Origin of the sequence: Mesorhizobium newzealandense, assembly GCF_042682145.1 — a bacterium.
In the GTDB taxonomy this organism is placed as follows: domain Bacteria; phylum Pseudomonadota; class Alphaproteobacteria; order Rhizobiales; family Rhizobiaceae; genus Mesorhizobium; species Mesorhizobium newzealandense.
Genome location: NZ_JBHUGZ010000007.1, coordinates 279808 through 301987, shown reverse-complemented (window position 1 = coordinate 301987; position 22180 = coordinate 279808). Strand labels below are relative to the sequence as shown.

The following is a 22180-nucleotide window of genomic DNA, read 5'->3' as shown; positions in this document are numbered from 1 at the left end:
CCTCAAAGCGCCGCCGGTAAAGGCTCGGCGCCCCTCTGGTTTGTTCAGTGTCAAAAGCAGGGCGCCGGGCTGCTGAAGCAGCGCTACCCAGCCGCAGGCCGCACCGACCCGAACCATTGAACGAACCGCGCATCCTTGCCAGCGATTTCTCGGATAGATTTTGGGAACGCTTCATGCGCGCCCTGGAGCGCTCGATAGTGGACGCAGGCAGGCGATAGAAGCGGCTTGACGATGCTCTTATGGAGCGCCTCCGCCGCCGTCAGAAAGCGCTCGATCTCAGCCTCTGGAAGTCGCTTGGCCTACTCCGCAGGTGTTTCTTCGGGCGGCGGCGTCAAAACTGTGATGTCCATTCTGGCGATCTTCGATGCGGCGTTGCCCTGCGAGTTAGGATCTGTGTCGCCCGTTTCTGCAACCATTGCCTTGGCGCGATGTCCTACGCTGTCGGCGCTCTTGCCTGGCGCAAATCCTTCGCCTGTTTCTGGCTTTGCCGCTTTCAATTGAGTTTCCGGTACCTGCCGATGCTGACTTGCAATAACCGAAACCATCGATCCCTCCTTTGGTGAGGGCACCATGGTATCTGCCATGGCTGTTGCGAGACTTACCATGCTGCGCTCAAAGCTTTGAGCAGGGCGGCGGCAAGGTGCCGCAATGAGTACATCTTTCGGCGGTAGCCCCTCATGCGGATGCGCTCTGGCTCTTGCATCAGAGTGAGCGCATGTTTCGGGTCAGCCAGCACAGCGCCTCCTCGAGCCTTACTGGTCAGGCCCAGCGGCCACCGCTGCTAGTCCCCTAGCAAGTTGCTGGGCCGCCCCGGTAAATGAAACCGGCTCCCGTCAGCGCTCACCTTCGGCGTTATCTCACCAACTCGGACCTAAAAGGCAGCGCCGATCTCGGTATGCGGCGCAAAGAAACAGCGGGTGTCGCCCTTTCTGAAACTTCCCTGATCCAGGTTGAGAAATTCCGATTGATAGATGCAACCGTGGAACTGCCAATCACGGCTATGCTGTACGCGAAGATGCGGGATGAACTCGCCGGTGGGGAGATAGATATAGCCGCCCGGCATTTCTTTGACTTCAGATTCCGGGATCGGTGCGCACTCCGGCCCTGTGCAGCAGCCGAAGCCTGTGACGGGATCCGTCTTCCCGTATACCACTCGTGGGCCATGGCCTCAGTCGAAACGACGGCCAAGGCCGGGACGAGAATTTCGACAGACCTGCGCATGTATCCCCCGCGTAACCCAGCTGGGCAGCTCGATCCCTTGCGTTCCTTCATTCATGCTTCGAGAACATTAGCATTGGCGCAAATGTTTGCCAGCCGCGCCGTCCCCTCAAGCCCGCCGGTCAGACCCGCCCGCTTTGATTAGAGAATTCGCCGGCAGCGACGACATCATCGATCCTGAGTTGCTGGAATTGTAAGTAGCCAGCGCTACCGGACGCAAAAGAAATGGCCGGTGCGGTTAGATGCTTGGGTGAAGCGCGCCGCACCGGCCACTGCGATTGCGGGAAAAGCCCCCGCGCCGACAAGCTTATATCATATTAGAAGTCGCGCAATTAAGACTGAAGTCCTTGGTTTGCCGGCCCTAAAGACCCGCTTTCGCGGTGTGCGGACTTCGCGCAAAAACGTCCGGCCATCTGTGTGATGACAGCGCTAGAGTGAGCCACGACATCGTCACACAGCGGGTGTTGCGATCCCCTCGAGCGCGATAATTCTGGTGCTGGCGCAACGCTTGCGGATCTCGATAAGGCGGGCGTATTCCGGCGAATTGTACCAACCCATCAATGACGCCATGTCGGGGAATTCGATAATAACCAAACGGTGTGGCTCCCAATCACCTTCCAGAACCTTGGTCGCACCGCCACGACCCAGGTATCGCCCACCGTAACGCTCCTCGGTGGCCGGCACATCCCGCCGGTATTCCTCGAACACTGCAGCGTCTTTTATGTCTACATCCGCGATCAGATAGGCGGCCATTTGTGGTCCCTCCTTCTCAGCAGCGGCCGAGCCTTTGCGCTCCGAGCTTTAGCCCCAGAGGCCGCCCCGTATCGCTGCATGCTTCGCTCGCCCTGAGCGCACTATCGCCCCCAGCAATGTTGGGAGTAGCGATTTCCGCTTCCTGCCCCCTACCCATTGTGACACTCCCCTTAGTCAAACGGCTTATATTAGCAGTCTCTTGACTATTATATTAGCAGTCTCTTGACTAACGGGCCAGCAGCGTCAGAATCCTATGCTTGGCGCGGCAGATCAATACCGGTGACAGGTTGCCGATCAGCGTCACCGTGGGCAAGCGTATCGAATGGCGAGACGGTGGGGCAGATGGTTGGGAAAGAGGTGATCGCGGTCAAAGACTGGTCTTGCGCCATGAGTGACGAGCGCGGCCGTGTGGTCCTGACCATCAACCCGACTGAGGGCGAGTCTATCTTCGTTTTGATGACAATTTTCCAGGCAGCAAAAATGGCCCAGGAACTGCGGTCGCCGAAACTCATCCACTTATCCGCTCAATGACACCAAGCGCCGGCACGAAGCCAACAGAAGGGTGAAAGCTGCGGTAGCGCGGTTCATTCCCGCCGGATGGCTAGGCAGGATATCGGCACTATCAAACTCGCCAGGCGGCCTCACTCCACCCGGGTAAGAAGCGCGCGCCCTCCGAAATATGCGTCCGCGTTCTGGATCACCAATTGGCCCATGGCCAAACGCGTCTCGTAGGTAAAGCTGCCGATATGAGGGGTGAGGACGACGTTTTCCAGCCTCAGCAATTCCGCCGGTACGTTGGGCTCGTCGGCAAACACGTCGAGCGCCGCGGCGCCCAGACTGTTCGAGTCGAGCGCTGCAACGAGGGCAGCCTCGTCCACGACGCTTCCGCGCGACACATTCACCAGCAAGCCGCCGGGGCCAAGAGCATCGAGCACTCTGCGGTCGATCAAGCGAAGCGTGCCTGCACCGCCCGGCACCGCAATGAACAGCACCTCGCAATACGCCGCGAGGGAAACCGGATCGGGAAAATATCGGTACGCGATGTCGCTCGCCGGCTCGGACTTGCAATAGGCGATCTCGGCGTCGAACACGGCGAGGCGGTTGGCGATGGCTTTTCCGATCCGCCCCATGCCGACAATGCCGACCTTGCGGCCCCTTGCGCTCTGCGGAAGTCGCGACTGCAGGGGCGCCGACCATTGTCCCGCGCGTACCGCACGATCACCTGTCGCGATCAGGCGAGTTGCCGCGAGGAACAGCCCGATGGCGAGATCGGCGACGTCGTCGGTGAGAACGTCTGGCGTATTGGTCACGCTGATGCCACGTCGGCGGACGGCCGCGAAGTCTATGGCATCGACACCCACACCGTACACGGTGATGAGTTCGAGCGCGGGCAAGCTGTCGATGAGACGTGCTTCTGCTCCGCGACCGCCAGTGGTTACCAGGCCGCGGATGGAATGGCCGTGTTCTCCAACCAGCGCTTCTAGTCCCGGGCTCTCGAAAGCGTTGTAGCACGTGAACCGGGCGCTGAGTTCAGCCATGGCGGCCGCGGGCTCGAGCTTCGACAGCACAAGGATTTCGGGAGCACGTCCGGGAGCGTCGGCCGGTTGCGAAGTATCGTGCGTCTGCATTGCAGCGTCCAGGACGTAAGAGGGCCGATCAGATGATCGCGAATGGCGTGCCGGGCGATCCGGTCGCCCCCACGATCGGCACCGGCGCGAACACATAGGCGAATTCGCTGACCCCGGTCGCCGCGATGGCATCGAGCGCAAGGCCTTCGTGCAGGTGGATGCCATGCTGCATGATCAAGTGCTGATGGCAGGGGTGGAACACATCCGGATCGACCGGTGGCACCACGTCGACGGCAAAATTGTCGGCTCCAACCAGTGATGGCTGGAACGGCGCTAGCCATTCGGCGGCCGCCAGCCCGAGGCCGGGCGCGCCATCGTAGAAAGTCGCCGCCTCGGTCCGGAAGCGGCTGCCGTGCCCCGTACGCACCAGGATTGCGTCGCCGGGAGTCAGCGCCGCCTCGCTGAGGCCCTGCCGTTGGAGGCAGGCCTTGAGATCGGCTACGGTGATCTCCTCACCTGGATCGAGCACGCGCTGCTTGAGCGCCTGCACATCGAACAGGATGCCGCGGGTGAAGAAGATCGGGGCATTCTCGATGCCGAGCCGGCGCAGGCCGTAGGGCGACCAGATTTCGGAAAGCGGGGTGCCGTTGTAGAAGAGGATGTTGCCGTGATCGGAGGCATCGCCGACCTGCCGGCCGAGATGGCCGAGCGCGTCCATGTGCGTGCCGATCTGGCCAATCTCGGTCGTCAGGAACTCGTCGTTCCAGACGGTTCGGCTGCGGGCGCCGTGCGGGCCTCCCGTCGGCCCGCCAGGCATGCGCAAGCCAAAGATGCGCCCCGGCGCGAGCGGGATCTGGGCATCGTAGCGATGACCGAGGGAAACGATCTCTCCGGTTCTGACCAAGGCGAGCGCCTCCATCACCTTGTGTGCCCCCTGCAGATTGCCGTTGCCGCGCTGATCGTCCGCGCCCCAGCGCGAGGGGTACCAGTGCGCACCAAGCGCGGGACTGCTGTCGGCGGGTCCGTCGGATGGGTTGCCAGTCATTTGCTTACTCCCTCGGCAGGTGTGGCCGGCACATCGGTGCCGCTTCGCGCCGCGGCGTCGGCGGCAGTGCCAGCCACGGTCCGACGCTTGCTCGCGGTGACGGCCAGCCCCACCGCGATAATCAGCGTTGCGCCGTTGAACAGGGACTCGACGAAGAACGGGGCCCCCAGTTGGTTGAGACCGGCAACGGTGACGGCGAGCACCGCCACGGCGAGCACGGTGCCCCAAACGTTGACGCGGCCCGGCTTGATGGCTGTGGCGCCAAGCAGCGCAGCCGTGAAGGCGGGAAGCAGGTATTCCTGGCCCACGGAGCTCTGGCCAACCTGCAACTGCGACTGCAGCACGATGCCGGCAAAGGCCGAGAGCACGCCGGCGGCGACGAGGGCCCCGGTGACGTACTTCTTTTCCGAGATACCGTTGAGCTGGGCGGCGCGCGGGTTCATGCCGAGCACATAGACGAAGCGGCCGACGGGCAGGAATTCGAGCACGATCCAGAGAACGATGGTGATGATCAGGACGTAGACCGCCGGCAGCGGTACGCCATAGACGACGCCGGACAGTGCGAGGAAGGAATCGGGCAGGTTCGCCAGCACCTGCTGACCGCCAGTGTACCACTGGTTTATACCGAGCAGAACGGTGCCCGTACCCAGCGTGGCGATGAAGCTGTCGATGCCGACCACGGTGACCAATATGCCGTTGATCAGGCCCACCAGCGCCCCGAGCAGCAGGATCAGCACCACGACCACCGGCCAAGGAATGCCAATGCCCTGGAGGCCGATCGCCAGCACCTGGGCGATGCCGAGGACGAAGGCGACCGACAGGTCGAAGCGGTTGGCGGCGATGGGGATCATCGCGGCGAGCGCCACGATGGCCTGGATCGATTTGCTGCCGGCGAGCGCCTGGAAGTTGAAATAGGTGAGGAAAGTGTCGGGCTTGAGCACCGAGAATAGGGCGATGAGGGCGACGAGGACAATCAGCAGCCCCCATACCGAAACGAACCGGGTGGCCCGCGCCATCGCGCTTCCGCGCTGGGGGAGTTGTGCAGTCATGCTGTGGCCTCAAAAGTTTCGGCGCCGGCTGCCAGTGCAGTCAGGCGTGACACCGTCAACTGGTCGCGAGGTATTTCGGCCGCCACCCGCCCGCGATTGAACACAAGCGCCCGGTGACACACCTTGGCTATCTCCTCGAAATCCGACGAGACCAGAAGCACTGCCATACCCTTGGCGAGTGACCTCTGCATCAGGGCGTAGATCTCGGCTTTCGAGCCGACGTCGACGCCTGTCGTGGGTTCTTCGAGAATGAGCAGATCGACCGCACCCTCCAGCCAGCGGGCAACGATGACTTTCTGCTGGTTGCCGCCGCTCAGCGTCGCGATGGCACGTTCCGGATCGGACGGACGGATCGAGTAGCGGGCGATGACGGCGGCCGAACGGGCCCGCTCTCCCGCCGGATCGATCCAGCCCGAGGGTTTCATCCCCGTCAAGGTAGGGTTGAGGTAAAGGTTCTCGCGCACGCTGAGCGAGGCGGCCATGCTTTCCTCGCCGCGCTTGCTCGAGATGAACCCGATGCCGGCTGCCATTGCCTGCTCGGCGGTGGCCGGCGCGATCAGGCGACCGCCCAGCGTCACCGTCCCGGCATCGATCGGTCGATCGCCGAACAGAGCGCGGGCGATAGTGTCATGGCCGGCGCCGCGCAGGCCGACCAGCCCGAGCGTCTCCCCGGCCGTCACGGAAAAGCTCACGGGCCCGGCGGGGCCAGACTGCAGCTCCGACACCGTGAGCAGAGGCCGGACGGATGCCGGCGGTGGTGTGAGTTCGGTTTCGACCAGCTCCCGGCCGACGATCATCGCGACCAGCCGGTCGGGCACGGTATCCCTGACCTCGGCAGTCGCGACCTTGCGTCCGTCACGCAGCACCGTCACACGGTCGGCAATGCGAAACACCTCATCCAGGCGGTGCGAGACATAGATAATGCCGAGCCCGTTCGTCCTGAGGCGGGCGAGCGCCTCGAAAAGCCGGCCGACATCGGCCTCTGGCAGGGACGCCGTCGGCTCGTCCAGCACCAGTACGTCGCAGCGCGTGGCCAGGGCGCGGGCGATCGCCACGATCGACTTTTCGGCGGCCGTCAGCGTTCCAACCCGAGCCTCGGGACCGATGTCACTGGCCATTGCCGTCAGTGCCCGGCGCGCGGCCCGGTCGGTTTCGCGCCAGTCGATCAAGTAGCGGCGGCGGGAATAGCCGGCGGCGATCGCGACATTCTCGCCGACGCTCATGGTGTCCACGAGCCCGAGGTCTTGATGGATGAAGTTGATCGGCAGCCGCTCGGTGATGGGGTCTGCCAGGCGGCCTGCGACGCGGATGTCACCGCTGAGCGGTGGGTAAACGCCGGCAAGAATCTTGATCAGCGTCGATTTGCCGGCGCCATTCTGACCGAGCAGGGCGTGGATTTCGCCACGCCGCAGGTCGAAATCGACTCCGTCGAGTGCGAGCGTTCCGGTAAACGCCTTTGAAAGACCGGTGATTGAAAGCACCGGTTCGTCGCCCCGGTTTGGCGGGGATGGCTCAATCGGCATGTGCGGTACTCAGGCTGGCCGCGCGAACATGCGGTCCGCGCCCGAAGAACTAGGAGGCGTCGTCCGAAGGAACGACGCCTCGCTTGTCGTTGCGGAGCAGTCTACTTGACGCCCCAGTTGCTCAGATAGTGTTCCTTGTAGCCGTTCGACGGCACGAAATTGTTCTTGTCGCCGCCTTCCTTGTCGACGTTTTGTGGCGTCACCAGATAGGGCGGCTGCACGAAACCGCTTGGCGCCTGCTTGTTGAAGGCGCGGTTGAACTCGTCGACCGCCTGATAGGCCTGCAGCTCGATTGGCTCGGATACCGTCACGGTCTGGTAGGTGCCCTTGCGGATGCGGTCATAGGCCGACCGGTTGCCGTCCGCGCCGATCAGTTTGACGTCAGCCGCCTTAAGCCCGCCCGTCCGCAGCACGGGCACGGCGAAGTCGAAGTCGTTGTCACCCACGGACGTAATGTAAAGCGGCGTCCCGAAACGCTGAATCCAGCTCGTGGTCAGCTGCGGCATCCGCTGAGCCGCTTCGGAGGCCGGCGAGTTCGCATATTCGACTACCTGACAGGTCGTGCACTTGGCGATCTGGTCGCGCGTCGCCATCGATTTGGTCTCGGCGATCTGGTACTCGTTGTGGGTCAGCACGACGACCTTTGCCTTCCCGTCGCTGTCGGCGATCGCCCAGTCAGCTTCGGCCGCGCCGATCTCGCGCGGATCTTCCTGGATGTTCACGAACAGTCCGAGATCAGGCTGCGGTCCGGGCAGCGAGGCGGCATGCATGCCGATCACCGTGATGCCGGCCTTGTTGGCTGCTGCGATCGGATCCTTGAGGCTCGCCGCGTCGGCAAAGATCGCAATGCCGTTTGGCTTCAGCGCGATCGCCTGGTTGAACCCGGAGAGCCACCTGGTCGGGCTGCCCTTGCCGTCGATAACGGTTACATCCCAGCCGAGCTTGGCCCCGGCTTCCTTCATGAACTGTCCATAGAGGTGCGAGATGTCATTCTGCTCGTCACCCGACAGGAACACCAGCTTCATGCCCTTGGCGGGAGCGGGCGCGCTGGTCGGCCCCTCCCAGGTAGTCTGCGGGCCGGCATATTTGGCGACCGCCGCCTTTGCATTCGCCACGGCGTCATCGGCGTGAGCCAGGCCGGCGAATCCCGCTGCCTGCAGCGCCAGGAGGGCAACCCCTCCCCACCGCAGTGCCGGACCGCCTCGTCCAAAGCGCTTATGCATTTCGTTCTCCATCCCATTGAACACCACCTGAGCACGAGGAACCGATCTCGTGGGTGGTACCGGCACAACAATTGCAAATCTCCACACGCTACGCAACAACTTTTGCATCGATCTAAAAGCTTGACCACGACCAAACCGGGTTCTATTGATCCAAAGGCGACCTTGTGCGATGGACATTTATGGATCGATCCAAGACAATTCGGAAGGAAGGCCGCCTCTCGCCTTCCCCCAGCGCCGAAGAGCGCGTGACCCTCAGCGACATTGCGAAGTTCGCCGACGTATCGCGGTCGACCGTGTCGCTGGTGCTCCGCGAGAGCCCGCTGGTGGCGGAGATGACGCGGGTCCGCGTGCTCGAGGCGATTGCCGAACTCGGCTACGTTTACAATCGAGGGGCTGCCTCGATGCGCTCGGGGCGCTCGCAGACGGTGGGGCTGGTCGTTGCCGAAATCACCAACCCCTTCTACGCCGAACTTACTGCCGGCATCGAGCGCGTGCTCGAGGAAGCAGGGCTGCTGACCTTCCTCGCGAACACCAACGACAGCACCGAGCGGCAATCGCGCTTCATCCAGCGCATGCGCGAACAGGGCGCCGACGGCATCATCCTCAGCCCCGCCGAGGGAACGGACCGCAAGGTCATCGAGGAATTGCAGCGCTCGCGTGTACCGGTGGTGCAAATCCTCAGGCAGGTCGCCGGCACCGTGACGGATTACGTCGGCGCCGACTACCGGCTCGGCACTGAACTCGCGACCGAGCATCTCATCGAGCGCGGACACACGAGGATCGCCTTCATTGGCGCCGACCGGCAGACCTCGGCTTCGGCCGAGCGCTTGACCGGGTTCACCAGCGCTCTCCGCCGGCACGGGCTGAATCCGGCCCACGTCATGCCCTGCCCGTCCTTGCGGGTTGAAGCCGCCGAGAGGGTCATGGCCCTGCTGGCCGGCCCGAATCGGCCGACGGCGCTACTCTGCCACAACGACGTCATCGCCCATGGTGCGCTCAGCGCGCTCTACCGGCTCGACCTGGAGCCGGGCCGCGACGTGGCCGTGATCGGGTTCGACAATGTCGCCGAATCGGCGATCAGTCGGCCGCCGCTGACCACGATTGCGGTCGGCACCAGCCATATCGGAGAGGTGGCCGCCCATCGACTGCTGCAGCGCATCGCTCATCCGACGGCAACGCCCGAACGGATCATCCTGCCACCGCGCCTCGTCATCAGGGCCACATGAGCAGCGAACCGGACGGACTTCCGCGCTGGCCCGTCACGCTGCTGATCGGCATGCTCGGCAGCGGCAAGACGACTTTGCTCCGACACATTCTCCTTGACCCAGCCATGCGCGGCACTGCCGTGCTCATCAACGAGATTGGCGAGATCGGGATAGATCATCACCTGATCGAAAGGATCGATGGCGAAACGGTCCTGATGCGCAGCGGCTGCCTGTGCTGCACCATGCGCGCGGACCTGCCGCAAAGCCTCAACGCCTTGCGGCGCCGCTGGCTGGGCGACGATCGCCTGGATCTGCGGCGCGTCGTGATCGAGACAACCGGGCTGGCCGTGCCCGGGCCGATCTTGCGCGAGCTTGCGACGAACCCGCTGGTTGCCAGCGATTTCCCGCTTTCTTCGGTGGTCGCGACGGTTGATGCCCAGCACGCCTTGCGCCAGACCCGTTCCCGCGAGGAAGCACGCCAGCAAATCGCCGTGGCCGATATCGTCGTCCTCACCAAAACCGACCTCGCGAACAAGGCGACAACAGCAGCCGTTCGCCGTGAAGTCTCGGGACTCAATCCGCGCGCGCCTGTCATCGCTGTGACGTCAGGTGTCGTGGATGCAAAGCGTCTCATTGCCGACCATGATCGCAAGGAAGAAGACATCAGAGCGTGGGCCGATGTCGATGGCGCTCCCGATCCGCTTGGCCATGTGACCCATGCGCCGCACAACGGCATCGGAACCCTGTCGCTCGAAGCCCGGGATCCGATCGCCTGGGCCGCACTCACCGCCTTCCTATCCGGCCTCGTCGGCGAATTCGCGCCATCCCTTCTGCGCTTCAAGGGCATTCTCAACGTGCTGGGGTCGGACCTGCCGGTGGTCGTGCACGGGGTCCATGATGCCTTCTACCCCGCCGAAACGCTGGAGGCATGGCCGACGCAAGACCGCAATTCGCGTCTGGTCCTCATCCTCGACCGGATGGCCCAGCAGCGCGAAAAACTCTCCCGCCTGATTGGGTCGAGCGGTATCGACTGGTCTATCGCCGGCTGACCCGGCACAAGCGCAGCCGGTCGAAACGTCAGACTGCAAGCTTGGCGACGCCCTCGAAGGCATGCTGGGCGCCTGCCCCTTGTGCGGGTTCGCAAATATGGTGGCGTACCCTGCCATCGAACAACTTCAACAATTCGGCGGTGACGCCCCGGCTGACGGTCCGAACTTCTGACTGCAGCGACATGCGCAGGGTCGCCAAGTCCGGATAGTGGAAAGAGAGGACCAAGGGGCAGGATGGCACTCCTTCGTCATGCTCGACTTCGAACGAGACCGTAACGTTCTGGCATCCCGGAAACTTCGTCCAGAGCGGAATCAGACGCTCGTGGACGATGCTCCTGAACTCGGCCTCCCGGCCCGGGTGGATGTTACCTTCGAAGAACGCGTAACGAACCGTCATGCTGCTGCAGCCCCATGGACATTGCCCGCCAAGCCGCGAAACCGCCAAGCCCGCCATCCGGGACAGGCCAGTCCTGCAAAGCGCAATCAAGGCACGCAGTAGCTTCTATCGCCCCCTTTGCCCGCCTGACAAGCCGGCGCCCGGTTCACGTTGACCGATGCGCACAAGTTCGCGCAAAGCCGCCGGTCCGCTCGGCTCTGCCCTTGCTCGTCCCGACCACGCTTCCGCATCCTTAGACGCGCGTAGTGCCATTCTCCAGGCTACCAAAATGGCGTGCCGGTGGCGGCTGATCGGCGCTTCGCCCTTGGTCTGACCCGCAACCCACTTCGATGATTCCGACCAGTGCGCGAACAAACGCAACCATATCGTTTGCCGTAATGGCTGCCTCGTCCGGACTTTGCCCAATGTGCTCGGCGGCTGCGCAACATGAGAGGCGAATGAGATCGTAGTGTAAATCCCTTTCATCCTCCGGCAGCGCGGCCAATTTCATGGCTCGGCGATGAATCAACCGCAGCAATTGTTCGAGAGCTGTTCCGACACTCATGCGTTGGCTCTGCATCTGGTCAAGCGTCCCGCTGCTCCAAGGGCGCGCGTTGGAGCGTCGATGAGGAGGTGCTTCCTGTGGAAAAGGCTGCACCACAGCCGTTAATATATCGTTTCTTGCTAATATAATGCGCTTCGCAGAAGCCGCTCTGCACAGGCCGGGCGGCGCCCGATGCCGTCGGGGTTCACCGAACACACGGCCAAGGACGCGAAAGCAGGATCTCTGTCCATCCGTCACCGCGGGCATGACGTGCGTCCATTTGCTGGCAGCCTTGCGAGGAATCCTGCAGCGAGGCACGTCACCAATCTTGCTCGCCGCGCGGATGTTTGACACCGGCGGTTAGGCCAGGCATGACCCGGTTGTGTCGCGGGCCTTGGGTTCCCTACGTTCCCTGCCCTTCAGCACGCTTGACGTTGGCCGACCGACCGTTTCGGCTTCGGTTTCGGTTTCGGCTTGACTTCCTCTATCCGGACCTTGTCACCGATCTCCTTGGCCAGGTCGAAGGCTTTGGCTTTGTCGTTCGTTGACAGCACCGTGCGCCAATGCGGCTTCTCGAACACGCTGACGATGTAGGTTGTCATGGGTTTGTCCCTGCGTTCGACACTCCATTATCTGCGTATCTACTAATTTAGACAACGCCACTAAGTAGCGTGTCATCGACCCCGCGGAGGCGCCGTGGTGACTGACCTTGTTGATGAGGGTGACGTTCCAAAATCCAGCGGCGGCATCGTGAAAGACGGCGTGTGCCCCAGGCAAGCGATCACGAAGCAGTGACGGCCGTAACGAGGGCTCGGCAGGCTGCGAAGATTGGACGTGAGCGTCGCGCAAAGCATTTGCGGCGCCATCCGGCCGCAGCTTCGGCGCGGATCTGCCAATCCTTCAAGGAATCCACGATCATGTTGAATAGACGTACTTTCTCCACCGCGCTTGTCGCCGGGGTGGCCGCGAGCATACTGGCCGGCTCCAGCAAGACGCGAGCCCAGACGGCCCCCAAGGTTCGCAATGTCGTCCTGGTCCACGGCGCATATGCGGATGGCTCGTGCTGGTCAGAGGTGGTTGGCATCCTGCAGCAGGCCGGCCTCAGGGCAACCGTCGTCCAGCATCCGCTGACCACGCTGGAGGCGGGCGTCGAGGCAACGCGCCGTGCGATCGCGCTCCAGGATGGTCCGACGATACTTGTCGGACATTCCTTTGCCGGCATGATCGTCACCGAGGCGGGGATGGATCCAAAGGTTTCCTCACTCGTCTATGTCGCGGCGCGCGCTCCTGATGCGGGCGAAGACTACACGGCGCTTGCCAAGACTTTTGCAGCACCCCCCGCCTCCGCCGGCCTTATCTGGACCGCAGGCTACGGCAAGCTCAGCGAAGAGGCTTTCCTGCGGGATTTCGCCGGCGGAATTCCTCGTGAGAAGGCGCGTATCCTCTATGCCGTCCAGGGGCCGATCTCGGACAGGCTTTTCACCGGAAAGACAACGCAAGCGGCCTGGCGCTCGAAGCCAAGCTGGTATGCCGTCTCGACCGAGGACCGCACGATCAACCCGGATCTCGAGCGCTTCATGGCAAAGCGCATGAACGCAAGGACCATCGAGGTGAAGGCAAGCCATTTGTCGCTGATCTCCCATCCGTATGAGATCGCCCAGCTGATCTCGCAAGCCGCCGGGCAGCTCGGCTAGCGAGGTTGGCTGGGACGCATGGAAACCAGCCGGCTCACGGTCAGCTCGATCGAATGCCTAGCCGCAAAAAACCGCAAGGAGATTGGCTGCCAGCCGACGGCTGGACGCTGCGGCCTCTGGTCGCGCCACGGGATTGAACCGCTAGACGATTCCGTTGGCGGTACCAGATGGACCACCGGGCGGCTTCAACACGAGTCTTTCAAAACCAGCCATTTGGATTGGACGCCACGATGCTTCAGAGCGACAATTTTGTCGGATCGCCACAGCTGAATTTCGAGGCGTGGAGAGACACACTCCGCGCCCTGTGCGGAGGGTATAACCCGGAAGGCACCGAACCCGACACCTTTACCGGTTGGGTGCGACCTCTGAGCGCCTGCGGGTTCACGGGGCTGAACCTAGGTTGCAACGCCGAGCGGATCGAGCGGACCTATCAGGATGTTCGCCGCGACAGCGTGGACCATTACTTCGTCTTCTTTCAGGTCGCTGGCCAGTCGGCGATAACCCACAACGACCAAGCCTTGCAACTTGCCGTGGGCGATGTCGCATTCGTCGATGCGGCCCGGCCCGCGACATACTTCACCAACAACGGCAACGAGGCAGGGATCACCGCGACGACTCTCGATTTGCCACGCGAGTCACTGGTGTCTCATCTTGGTTTCGAGCCACAGGCTGGGCTCTACCGGCCTGGCGGAACGTCCGCCGGGCGTCTGCTCTTCGATCTTGTCCGGGATGCCGCGCAAACCGAAGGATCAGCCCTCTCGCCCGCCGATTCCTACATGCAGCTTGCGGTTTACGATCTTGTCGGCGCGCTGTTCGCACCATCCGAGCGGTGGCTCGGTTCACGTCATTCGGACACGCTGTTCAGGCGTATCCAGAGCATCGTCAGGGACGGCTTTGCCGATCCGGATTTCGGCCCCAACGAAGTGGCGGCTGAAATGGGGATATCGCTGCGCTACCTCCAGAAGCTCTTCACGGAACGCGGCTCGACCTGCAGCGAACTCATATCGGCGCTTCGTCTGGATCACGCCGAGCGCCTTGTGCAGCGCCGGGCGTCACTGCGAACAAGCCAGCCTCTCAGCGAAATCGCCTACGCCTGCGGCTTTCGTGACTACACGCATTTCGCACGAAGGTTTCGCCATCGGTTCGGTCACGCCCCAGGCGTACATTCGGAAGAAACCTGATCGCGCTGGCTAGGAAGTTAGTGCGCGCCGGTACCGGTGAAAGTGCGCCTGCGGCTCACGACGTCCAACCTCGCGCGATCTAGGCTCCTTCGCATGCGGATCGAGAACCGCCGGCGGTACCTCGCTACCAGCGTGGCGTGTTCTTCCCGTCGTCCACAATGACCGGGAGCCAAGGCCTTGAACGCAACAGTCTATCTTTCGGGCCTTGGCCTGGCGGTGCCGGACAATGTCATCCGGCAAGCGGACGCCGCCGCCCTGGCCGAGGCCCTCTTCTCCGACCGGATAAAGGGATATCGGCATCTCGCCCCCATTTTCAGCAATTCCGGCATCCGCAAGCGGCATATGGTGCAGCCGCTGTCATGGTTCGTCGAGCCGCATGGCTGGGCGGAGCGCATGCAGGCCTATGTCGAGGGCGCAAGCCGGCTGTTCGTGGACGCGGCGACGCGGGCGATCCGGCAGGCAGGGCTGGCGGCCGGGGACATCGACTGCATCGTCACAGTGTCGTCGACCGGGTTCTCCGTCCCCAGCATCGAAGCTCGCGTCGCCGGTGAAATGGGTTTCCGCCCGGACATCGAACGCGTCCCCGTCTTCGGCCTCGGCTGCGCCGGCGGCGTTTCCGGCTTCACCATCGCGTCGCGCCTTGCCGCGGGCCGGCCCGGCGCAAGGGTCCTCCTGGTGGCGATCGAACTCTGCTCGCTCGCCTTCCGGCTCGATGAGCCGACCAATGTCAATCTCGTCGCTTCGGCCTTGTTCGGCGACGGCGCCGCCGCTTGCGTCCTCACGGCCGGCGAAGGGGGCATGGCGAACGTGGAATCGACGGGCCAGCATCTTTTCCCCGATACGCTCGACATCATGGGATGGACGGTCGACGATCCCGGATTGGGCATCGTGCTGGCGCAGTCGCTGCCGCATTTCGTCCGCTCACGGATCGGACCGGTCATCGCCGAAATGCTCTCCCGCAACGGTCTGGGCGCGGCCGACATCGACCGCTTCATCTGCCATCCCGGCGGCGCCAAGGTGCTCGATGCGCTGGAAGGTGCACTGGCGCTCGGGCAAGGCACGCTCAACGACGAACGCCAGGTTCTCGCGGAATACGGCAACATGTCCTCGCCCACCGTGCTTTTCGTGCTCGACCGAGCCATTCGCACCGGTCTGCCGGAACGATCAGCGATGATCGCCATGGGACCAGGGTTCTCGGCAAGCTGCGTCACCTTGAAAAGGGCGGCCTGATGTGGACCTCCATGGCGCTCCTCGGCTTTGTGACGCTGCAGCGTCTCGCCGAACTCATCCATTCCCGGCGTAACACGGCACAGCTTCTGGCTCGGGGCGCGCATGAGGTTGCGCCGGGGCATTACCCTTTCATGGTCGTGCTGCACGCAACGTGGCTGATGGGCTTGTGGCTGCTTGCGCCGGCGCGACCGGTAGCGGCTTTCTGGTTCGCGGTGTTTGCCGTGGCGCAGATCGCGCGATTGTGGGTGCTTGTGACGCTGAAGACGCGCTGGACGACGCGCATCATTGTCCTGCCTGGCGCTCTGCTCGTGGCGACCGGCCCCTATCGCTATCTGCATCACCCGAACTACGCCATCGTCGCCGTCGAGATCGCGGCGCTGCCGCTCGCCTTCGGCCTGCCTGCCTATGCGGCCGGCTTTTCCGTCCTGAACGCGATGATCCTGATCGTTCGGTTGAAGGCCGAGAACAGGGCCCTCGCCACTGCTCCTTGACCGAAAGACACCGTTCTACCTCGGGGCGCGCAGCCTGTTCCGAAATGACCCTGACCAGGAGCGTGACACATGAGGCATACGGCCCGGAACTCGATCCAGCCCGCATACGATCACATCATTATCGGCGGCGGTTCAGGCGGCTGCGTTGTTGCGGCGCGCCTTTCCGAACGGGGCGACTGCCGCGTCTTGCTTGTCGAGGCCGGTGGGCCGATCGCCCCTCTGGCGCCGACCCTGGTGATCGCGGAACGGGCCGCCAGCATGATCAGCGCAAGCTCGTAGCCCTGAAGCCGAAGCAAGTGCGCGTTCGGACCGGTGAAAGTGCGTTGCCGGCTCACGACGTCAAGGCTCCTTCCATCTAACTTCCTCCGCAAGCATCTGATCCAGCACGACAGGGACATCACTATCCGTCCAACAAAGAGCCGCGCTTGTGGCCGGAGAGACCGGCCGGATGCCTTAACTTTGAAGGAGCATGTTATGAAAAACTCAGCAGCAATCCTTGCAACGGTCGCGTTGGGCGCCGTGCTGGCGATCGGCTCGGCGACGGCGTCGATGGCTCGCGGCGGCGAGATTGGCGGTCATGGCGGCGGCGGTATGGGCGGCGGCCATGGCGGCATGGGCGGCGGCGGAACGCCATCCATCATGAACCACGGAAGCGGCTCCGGTGGCGGCCGCAGCTTCGGCGGCAGTCATGGCTTCGGTGATGGGCACCATGGTTTCCATGGACGCCACGACGCAAACGCCTTTTTTGGATTTGGCCCCTTCGCATACGATGACGGCACCGCCGCTTACTGCGAGCGGCTCTACCGTTCCTATGATCCTGCCAGTGGTACCTATCTCGGGCAGCATGGGCTTCGCCATTACTGCTCGTGATCCACTTGGCCAGCCGCATCCAATCCGGCCCCTGCAGACCGGATTGGAGCATTCGATACAAGCTTCGATTGGAAACTCCATGCTCACCCGCCTGTCATTCACCTTCGCTGCTCTTGTGCTTTCCTCGCTGTCAGCGGTCGCTCAGCAGATCCCTGCCGAGCTTGCACTTCCGCAACGGGGCACGCTGTTGGGCAAGTACCCGGCCAAAGGTGTTCAGATTTATGTCTGCCGCGTCAAAGGGACCGGAACGGTGTGGGATTTCAAGGCGCCTCAGGCCGAACTTTCCGACGCACAGGGCAGACCGTTTGCCAGGCACTATGCCGGGCCAACCTGGGAAGCGGCCGACGGCTCGAAGGTCGTCGGCAAGGTTTTAGCAAGCGAACCCGCTCCGAAGGCGGGCGCAATTCCCTGGCTTCTCTTGTCGGCGGAACCGCCAGCATCGGGGATACTTGCCGGGGTGCGTTTTGTGCAACGGGTCAACACCTCCGGCGGAGTCGGGCCGGCCGGCGCGTGTCCGACGGCCGGAACCGAGCAGCGCGTCGACTACACCGCCGACTACATCTTTTACAAATGATCAGGTTCGCTGGCAGAGCTGCCAATGGGCCAGTGCGCGCCAGTACCTGCGATCGTGCGCCCGGCGCTCACGACATTCGGCCCTTGGCGACCTAACCTCGCTACAGACCATCCGCACCCGCTGACAGTCCCGGCAGACGAGAGTCATGCCGGCTTCACCCAAAATCTGCATCTACGGCGCCGGTGCCATCGCAAACCGATCACCAAAATCAGAGACTATCGAGAATTCGCATTTCGCGGCTTCGTCGATCCCGGCGGCCAACATTTTTCAAAGATAGATCAGGGTGCACTCCGCGGCGCCCAGCAGATGCTTGCACGCGGATGGCCGCCGCGCGATGCTGGCGCGGGGGTGGAGCGAATCATGCGAAACATTCTGATGTCAGGGCTGCTGCTGGCGGCCGCGTTTTCCACAAACCCCGCCCATGCGCTGGACAGCAGCGGCACCCCCGTCGTCGTGACGCCACTGGCATCACGCACGACAACCGCATCCGGCCAGCCGATCACGCTGCCGCAGAAAAACGTGCAGGTTCTGGTCTCGACTTTTGACATCGCGCCGGGCGCGACCTTGCCGGTCCACAGACACCCCTTCCCGCGCTACGCCTATGTCCAGGCCGGGACGCTGAAGGTCACCAATGTCGAGACCGGCAACAGCAACACCTACAAGACCGGGGATTTCATCATCGAAATGATCGGCCAGTGGCATCAGGCCACCAACATCGGCGACGGTCCGGTCAAGCTGCTGGTGATCGATCAGGTCGAGGAAGGCGCCAAGAATACGGAGTTGCGCCAGTAGCGGCCAAGGCCGATATCCGCGCCCCAATGGCCGAGAGTGTACGCCGCGCATCACCGCACCGTCGCGTACAACCACCCGCCCCCGGAGTTCATCCCCAAGCACCGGCCATCTGCCGTGTCGTGGCGTTGAGCCGGTTGAAGGCGTTGATCAGCGCGATCTGGATGACCAGGGCGGCAAGCGCTTTTTCGTCATAGTGTCGGACGGCTTCGTCCCAGACATCGTCAGGCACCGCATCGGGCCGGTCGGCGAGCCGTGTGCCGGCCTCGGCCAGCGCCAGCGCCGCGCGTTCGGCATCGGTGAAGTACGGCGTCTCCCGCCAAGCCGCCAACGCAAAGATGCGCTCGTCCTTTTCGCCGGCCTTCTTCAGCTCGCGTGCATGCATGTCGACGCAGAGGGCACAGTTGTTGATCTGGCTGGCGCGCAGATGGATGAGCTTGCGCGTCACATAGGGCAATTCGGCCGCCTCGGTCGACTTGTCCAGCGCCAGCAGCGCCTGCAGCGCGCCGGGAATGAGCACCACCGGATTCTTAATTCTTGCTTGCATGATCTTCTCCTTTGAAGTGTGGCGTCGGGCGTGTTTTGCCGGGCCCGGATGGCCGCGCATCCAGGTCTTTTGAGTTCGGCTAGCGAAATCAATAACCATAAGGTTATTGATTAATCCATAACTCAACAGTTATTAGACTGTCAAGCGGGGGATAATTCGCCTGGCCCAAATGGCGGCGCGCTGTTCACGCTTTCGCGCCAACCGGCCTGATGCTAGGGCTGCGGCGACCTCATCGATTGGATCGCCCCTTGACCAGAGAAACTCGCCTGCCGCTGATCGAAATCTGTGTCGAAGGCATTGACGGCCTGCTGGCCGCGCAAGCTGCCGGCGCTGATCGGGTCGAACTGTGTGCCAGCCTCGTTGAAGGCGGCATCACGCCGAGCCTCGGCACGGTGCGCGCCGCGCTCGACCAGGCGACGGTGCCCTTTCATGTCATGGTGCGGCCGCGCGGCGGCGATTTTCTCTACAGCGGCACCGAATACGCCTCGATGCTCGCCGATGTCGCAGCGCTGCGCGACCTCGGCGTGCCCGGCGTGGTGTTTGGCTGCCTGAACGCCGACGGCACCATCGACGAGGCGCGCATGAGTGAGCTGACGCAGGCTGCCGGCTCCTTGAACGTCACCTGCCACCGCGCCTTCGACATGACGCGCGACCCGGCCGAGGCGCTCGAAGCGCTGATCCGCAGCAAGGTCGGCCGTGTGCTGACCAGCGGCCAGCGCGATACGGCGGTCGAGGGCACAGTATTGTTGGCGGATCTGGTGCGGCAGGCCGGCGACCGCATCGTCATCCTCGGCTGTGGCGGGCTTGACCTCGGCAACATCGCCGAGGTGCGCCGACAAACCGGGTTGGCCGAAATGCATTTTGCCGCCCTCAGGGACGTGCCGAGCGCCATGGATTACCGCAACCCGCATGTCGGCATGGGCGGCTCCGACCTCGACCGCGAGTACCGCAACACCTTGACCGACACGGACCTCGTGGCGGCCACCATTGCGGCTGCGAAGGCATGAGCGCGACCCCTGCACCGATCAGCCGTGTATCGGCCGAAGACGAAGCAGCGATCCTGGCGCTCAACAACGAGCACGCAGCCGAACTGTCGTGGCTGGAGCCCGAGCGGCTGTCCTTCCTGCTTCGTGAGGCGTTTTATGCGCGCCGCATCGGCGATCTCGAAGCCTTCATCATGACCTTCGACCAGGATGCCAACTACGACAGCCCGAATTTCGTCTGGTTCCGCGAACGCTACCCGCGCTTCGTCTATGTCGACCGGGTCGTCGTGGCGGCACAGGCGCGCGGCCGTGGCCATGCCCGCCGGCTCTATCAGGATCTGTTCGGCCATGTTGAGCGCGCCGGCCACGCGCTGGTCACCTGCGAGGTCAACACCGACCCGCCGAACCCCGCCTCGGATGCCTTCCACGCCGCCCTCGGCTTCACTGAAGCCGGCGACGCTGTCATCCACGGCGGCAAGAAGGCGGTACGCTACTACATCAGACGGATTTCCGTCTGATGCGTCACGCGATCTCCGCCTGACCCGCTGGCGCTGGCCACACAAAGAGGCCACAGCTAATGTAGATGTTTCCGCCAATCGGAGGAAACGCGATGCCGAGCAACGTCTTCCGCTTCGACGAAAGCTGGCACATCCCCGAGGGCACGCCGCAGGAAGTGTGGGAGGTGCTCTCGGATGCCGAATTGCTGCCGCTTTGGTGGGGCGACGTCTACAAGGAGGTGGTGCCGCTCGACAGGGAGGGCAAGGCGACCATCGGTTCGCGCGCAAGAGCACGGGCTCGCGGCGCCCTGCCCTATGAGCTGAACTTCATCATCGAGGCCGCTGAACTCGAACCCGGCCGGCTGGTGGTGGTGAAAACCCTCGGCGATTTCGACGGGCTGTGGCGGGCGGAACTGTCGCCGTCCGGCACCGGCACGCATGTGCAATTGACCTGGCAGGTCACGGTGCTGCGGCCGATCCTCAAATTCCTCGCACCACTGCTGCGGCCGGCCTTCGCCTGGAATCATCGCTGGACAACACCGCGCGGCGAAGCCGGTCTCCGACGGTATCTGAGCGAGAAAAAGGGCCGATCGGCCTAACGTCGAAATCCAGCCCTCGGCCGCGACTTTGTTCGGCGCCATTGGTTGTCTTGCGGGCAAGACGACGGCATTCACCAGTTGCGGTTAAGCCATTCGCGCGCCGGCCGTTCGATGACGTAATAGCTGCAGAGCGCGCAGACAAAGACCCCGGCCAGCATCGGGATCGGCGCGCTGCCTTGCTCATAAACGAATTTGTAGAACGGCTGCTGCCACAGATAGAGCGAATACGACCACAGCCCCAGCGTTGCCATCGGCCAGGACGACAGCAATCCGGTCAGATAGCGCGGGCTGAAATCGAGCGCGTTGACGGCCAGCGCCAGCAGCGGCACCGCGAAGAGATAGTGGATTGGTGTCGGCACCCGATCGAGGAACAGCACAACGGCGCAGATCGATGCCGCGAGCGCCACATGCTTGCCTCTGAACACCGCCGGCAGCCGGCCGTCGGCCTTGAGCAGGCAGATCGAAGCCGACAGCAGGATCGACGCAATATGCACATCGGTGCGCCAGTAGGTGGCTTCGTAGCCCATCCCGAACACCCAGTACGAGACAGCGCCGTTGGCCATGGCAAGCAAGGCCAGCGCCAGGAGCAGCACGACGACGCGAGAGCGGCTTGAGACGATGACGCTGATCAGCGCCAGGATGATATAGGCGTGCTCCTCGATGCAAAGCGACCAGATATGGTCGAGCGCGCCTGCCCGCGTAACGAGAATGCCGGCATAATTGTAGGTGAATGTCAGCGCCGTCAGCGCCGCCTTCCATTTGAAGGCGATGAATGTGCCGGAGAGCGCAACCATGGCGACGATGACGAAGACCAGAAGTGCGGGATAGATGCGGGAGAAGCGGCGCTTGAAGAATTTCTTCAGCGGATAGCGTTCGATGAACAGGATCTCGCCCATCAGCCGGCCGCTGAGCACGAAGAAGAATTCGACGCCGAGCACGCCCAGATTGATTCCGGGAACGGGAAAGAAATGGCCGATCAGCACCAGGGCGATCGACAGGCCGCGCCAGCCATCGAGATAGGCCAGTCTTGTTCTGGCCGCTCTGTCGGCGACGGGTCGGGACGGGACGACATGCGTCGCGGAGATGTCGGTCATGCCGGCTCCCTTCGCATTGAAATATTCGAAGGGTCGCAGGTCGTGATGACACTCCGAACCCGGCTCGCGCTTGGTCAC

The 22180-nt window shown here is 63.2% G+C and carries 27 protein-coding genes; 13 read left to right on the top strand and 14 right to left on the bottom strand.

What is annotated here, in order from left to right; all coding sequences use genetic code 11:
* Positions 1 to 299: 299 nt before the first annotated feature.
* The 9 genes from ACFSOZ_RS10270 to ACFSOZ_RS10230 all read right to left on the bottom strand — a co-directional run bounded on the left by ACFSOZ_RS10270 (position 300) and on the right by ACFSOZ_RS10230 (position 8379).
* The gene (locus ACFSOZ_RS10270) at positions 300 to 545 is read right to left on the bottom strand and encodes a hypothetical protein (protein ID WP_379096848.1); all 246 of its coding nucleotides are present in this window, start codon (positions 543 to 545) and stop codon (positions 300 to 302) included.
* A gap of 326 nt (positions 546 to 871) precedes the next feature.
* A complete protein-coding gene (locus ACFSOZ_RS10265) occupies positions 872 to 1063 on the bottom strand; it encodes a hypothetical protein (protein ID WP_379096845.1) in 192 nt (63 codons plus the stop codon).
* 605 nt (positions 1064 to 1668) lie between these two features.
* A complete protein-coding gene (locus ACFSOZ_RS10260; RefSeq protein WP_379096843.1) occupies positions 1669 to 1971 on the bottom strand; it encodes a DUF1330 domain-containing protein in 303 nt (100 codons plus the stop codon).
* A gap of 251 nt (positions 1972 to 2222) precedes the next feature.
* Positions 2223 to 2483 carry a hypothetical protein gene (locus ACFSOZ_RS10255; RefSeq protein WP_379096841.1) on the bottom strand — a complete coding sequence of 87 codons (261 nt, stop codon included), beginning with the start codon at positions 2481 to 2483 and terminating at the stop codon, positions 2223 to 2225.
* A 129-nt stretch (positions 2484 to 2612) separates the two neighbouring features.
* Positions 2613 to 3599 (bottom strand): 2-hydroxyacid dehydrogenase, encoded by a 987-nt coding sequence (locus tag ACFSOZ_RS10250; RefSeq protein ID WP_379096838.1) that lies wholly within the window; start codon positions 3597 to 3599, stop codon positions 2613 to 2615.
* 28 nt (positions 3600 to 3627) lie between these two features.
* Entirely contained in the window at positions 3628 to 4584 is a 957-nt protein-coding gene (locus ACFSOZ_RS10245; RefSeq protein WP_379096836.1) for a cyclase family protein, read from the bottom strand.
* On the bottom strand, positions 4581 to 5600 hold the full coding sequence (locus ACFSOZ_RS10240) for an ABC transporter permease (RefSeq protein ID WP_379096833.1): 1020 nt from the start codon (positions 5598 to 5600) through the stop codon (positions 4581 to 4583). The genes ACFSOZ_RS10245 and ACFSOZ_RS10240 overlap by 4 nt, the downstream gene beginning before the upstream one ends.
* Positions 5601 to 5629: 29 nt before the next feature.
* A complete protein-coding gene (locus ACFSOZ_RS10235) occupies positions 5630 to 7156 on the bottom strand; it encodes a sugar ABC transporter ATP-binding protein (RefSeq protein ID WP_379096830.1) in 1527 nt (508 codons plus the stop codon).
* Between the two features lie 101 nt (positions 7157 to 7257).
* Complete coding sequence (locus tag ACFSOZ_RS10230; protein ID WP_379096828.1) at positions 7258 to 8379, bottom strand: substrate-binding domain-containing protein; 1122 nt, start codon at positions 8377 to 8379, stop codon at positions 7258 to 7260.
* A 245-nt stretch (positions 8380 to 8624) separates the two neighbouring features.
* Here ACFSOZ_RS10230 and ACFSOZ_RS10225 point away from each other — a divergent pair, with 245 nt between their 5' ends.
* Together ACFSOZ_RS10225 and ACFSOZ_RS10220 are read left to right on the top strand one after the other, a co-directional pair.
* A complete protein-coding gene (locus ACFSOZ_RS10225; protein WP_379096825.1) occupies positions 8625 to 9605 on the top strand; it encodes a LacI family DNA-binding transcriptional regulator in 981 nt (326 codons plus the stop codon).
* Complete coding sequence (locus ACFSOZ_RS10220; RefSeq protein ID WP_379096822.1) at positions 9602 to 10633, top strand: CobW family GTP-binding protein; 1032 nt, start codon at positions 9602 to 9604, stop codon at positions 10631 to 10633. The genes ACFSOZ_RS10225 and ACFSOZ_RS10220 overlap by 4 nt, the downstream gene beginning before the upstream one ends.
* Before the next feature lie 28 nt (positions 10634 to 10661).
* Here the strand turns inward: ACFSOZ_RS10220 and ACFSOZ_RS10215 are convergent, their stop codons facing one another.
* From ACFSOZ_RS10215 to ACFSOZ_RS10205, 3 genes are all read right to left on the bottom strand, one after another.
* Positions 10662 to 11030 (bottom strand): hypothetical protein, encoded by a 369-nt coding sequence (locus ACFSOZ_RS10215; protein ID WP_379096820.1) that lies wholly within the window; start codon positions 11028 to 11030, stop codon positions 10662 to 10664.
* Between the two features lie 232 nt (positions 11031 to 11262).
* Positions 11263 to 11574, bottom strand: coding sequence for a hypothetical protein (locus tag ACFSOZ_RS10210; protein WP_379096817.1), 312 nt, complete (start codon positions 11572 to 11574; stop codon positions 11263 to 11265).
* A gap of 398 nt (positions 11575 to 11972) precedes the next feature.
* Positions 11973 to 12155, bottom strand: coding sequence for a hypothetical protein (locus ACFSOZ_RS10205; RefSeq protein ID WP_379096814.1), 183 nt, complete (start codon positions 12153 to 12155; stop codon positions 11973 to 11975).
* 312 nt (positions 12156 to 12467) lie between these two features.
* Here ACFSOZ_RS10205 and ACFSOZ_RS10200 point away from each other — a divergent pair, with 312 nt between their 5' ends.
* From ACFSOZ_RS10200 to ACFSOZ_RS10165, 8 genes are all read left to right on the top strand, one after another.
* The gene (locus tag ACFSOZ_RS10200; RefSeq protein ID WP_379098143.1) at positions 12468 to 13247 is read left to right on the top strand and encodes an alpha/beta hydrolase; all 780 of its coding nucleotides are present in this window, start codon (positions 12468 to 12470) and stop codon (positions 13245 to 13247) included.
* Positions 13248 to 13477: 230 nt separating this feature from the next.
* Positions 13478 to 14428, top strand: a complete 951-nt coding sequence (locus tag ACFSOZ_RS10195; RefSeq protein ID WP_379096812.1) for a helix-turn-helix domain-containing protein — start codon at positions 13478 to 13480, stop codon at positions 14426 to 14428.
* Between the two features lie 177 nt (positions 14429 to 14605).
* On the top strand, positions 14606 to 15658 hold the full coding sequence (locus ACFSOZ_RS10190) for a type III polyketide synthase (RefSeq protein WP_379096809.1): 1053 nt from the start codon (positions 14606 to 14608) through the stop codon (positions 15656 to 15658).
* Positions 15655 to 16149, top strand: a complete 495-nt coding sequence (locus ACFSOZ_RS10185) for an isoprenylcysteine carboxyl methyltransferase family protein (protein WP_379098140.1) — start codon at positions 15655 to 15657, stop codon at positions 16147 to 16149. The genes ACFSOZ_RS10190 and ACFSOZ_RS10185 overlap by 4 nt, the downstream gene beginning before the upstream one ends.
* Before the next feature lie 69 nt (positions 16150 to 16218).
* The gene (locus ACFSOZ_RS10180) at positions 16219 to 16428 is read left to right on the top strand and encodes an NAD(P)-binding protein (RefSeq protein WP_379096807.1); all 210 of its coding nucleotides are present in this window, start codon (positions 16219 to 16221) and stop codon (positions 16426 to 16428) included.
* 195 nt (positions 16429 to 16623) lie between these two features.
* Positions 16624 to 17019, top strand: coding sequence for a BA14K family protein (locus tag ACFSOZ_RS10175; RefSeq protein ID WP_379096805.1), 396 nt, complete (start codon positions 16624 to 16626; stop codon positions 17017 to 17019).
* Between the two features lie 79 nt (positions 17020 to 17098).
* Positions 17099 to 17593: a DUF3455 domain-containing protein gene (locus ACFSOZ_RS10170; RefSeq protein ID WP_379096802.1), complete on the top strand. Its 495-nt coding sequence runs from the start codon at positions 17099 to 17101 to the stop codon at positions 17591 to 17593.
* 360 nt (positions 17594 to 17953) lie between these two features.
* Complete coding sequence (locus tag ACFSOZ_RS10165) at positions 17954 to 18385, top strand: cupin domain-containing protein (protein ID WP_379098137.1); 432 nt, start codon at positions 17954 to 17956, stop codon at positions 18383 to 18385.
* A gap of 88 nt (positions 18386 to 18473) precedes the next feature.
* Here ACFSOZ_RS10165 and ACFSOZ_RS10160 read toward each other — a convergent pair whose 3' ends face one another.
* Positions 18474 to 18929: a carboxymuconolactone decarboxylase family protein gene (locus ACFSOZ_RS10160; RefSeq protein WP_379096799.1), complete on the bottom strand. Its 456-nt coding sequence runs from the start codon at positions 18927 to 18929 to the stop codon at positions 18474 to 18476.
* A 209-nt stretch (positions 18930 to 19138) separates the two neighbouring features.
* On the opposite strand from ACFSOZ_RS10160, the gene ACFSOZ_RS10155 reads away from it, so the two are divergent.
* The 3 genes from ACFSOZ_RS10155 to ACFSOZ_RS10145 all read left to right on the top strand — a co-directional run bounded on the left by ACFSOZ_RS10155 (position 19139) and on the right by ACFSOZ_RS10145 (position 21008).
* The gene (locus ACFSOZ_RS10155; RefSeq protein WP_379096796.1) at positions 19139 to 19936 is read left to right on the top strand and encodes a copper homeostasis protein CutC; all 798 of its coding nucleotides are present in this window, start codon (positions 19139 to 19141) and stop codon (positions 19934 to 19936) included.
* Positions 19933 to 20430: a GNAT family N-acetyltransferase gene (locus ACFSOZ_RS10150; protein WP_379096793.1), complete on the top strand. Its 498-nt coding sequence runs from the start codon at positions 19933 to 19935 to the stop codon at positions 20428 to 20430. The genes ACFSOZ_RS10155 and ACFSOZ_RS10150 overlap by 4 nt, the downstream gene beginning before the upstream one ends.
* A 92-nt stretch (positions 20431 to 20522) precedes the next feature.
* The gene (locus ACFSOZ_RS10145; protein WP_379096791.1) at positions 20523 to 21008 is read left to right on the top strand and encodes an SRPBCC family protein; all 486 of its coding nucleotides are present in this window, start codon (positions 20523 to 20525) and stop codon (positions 21006 to 21008) included.
* A gap of 71 nt (positions 21009 to 21079) precedes the next feature.
* Here ACFSOZ_RS10145 and ACFSOZ_RS10140 read toward each other — a convergent pair whose 3' ends face one another.
* Entirely contained in the window at positions 21080 to 22102 is a 1023-nt protein-coding gene (locus tag ACFSOZ_RS10140) for an acyltransferase family protein (protein WP_379096788.1), read from the bottom strand.
* Positions 22103 to 22180 lie beyond the last annotated feature (78 nt).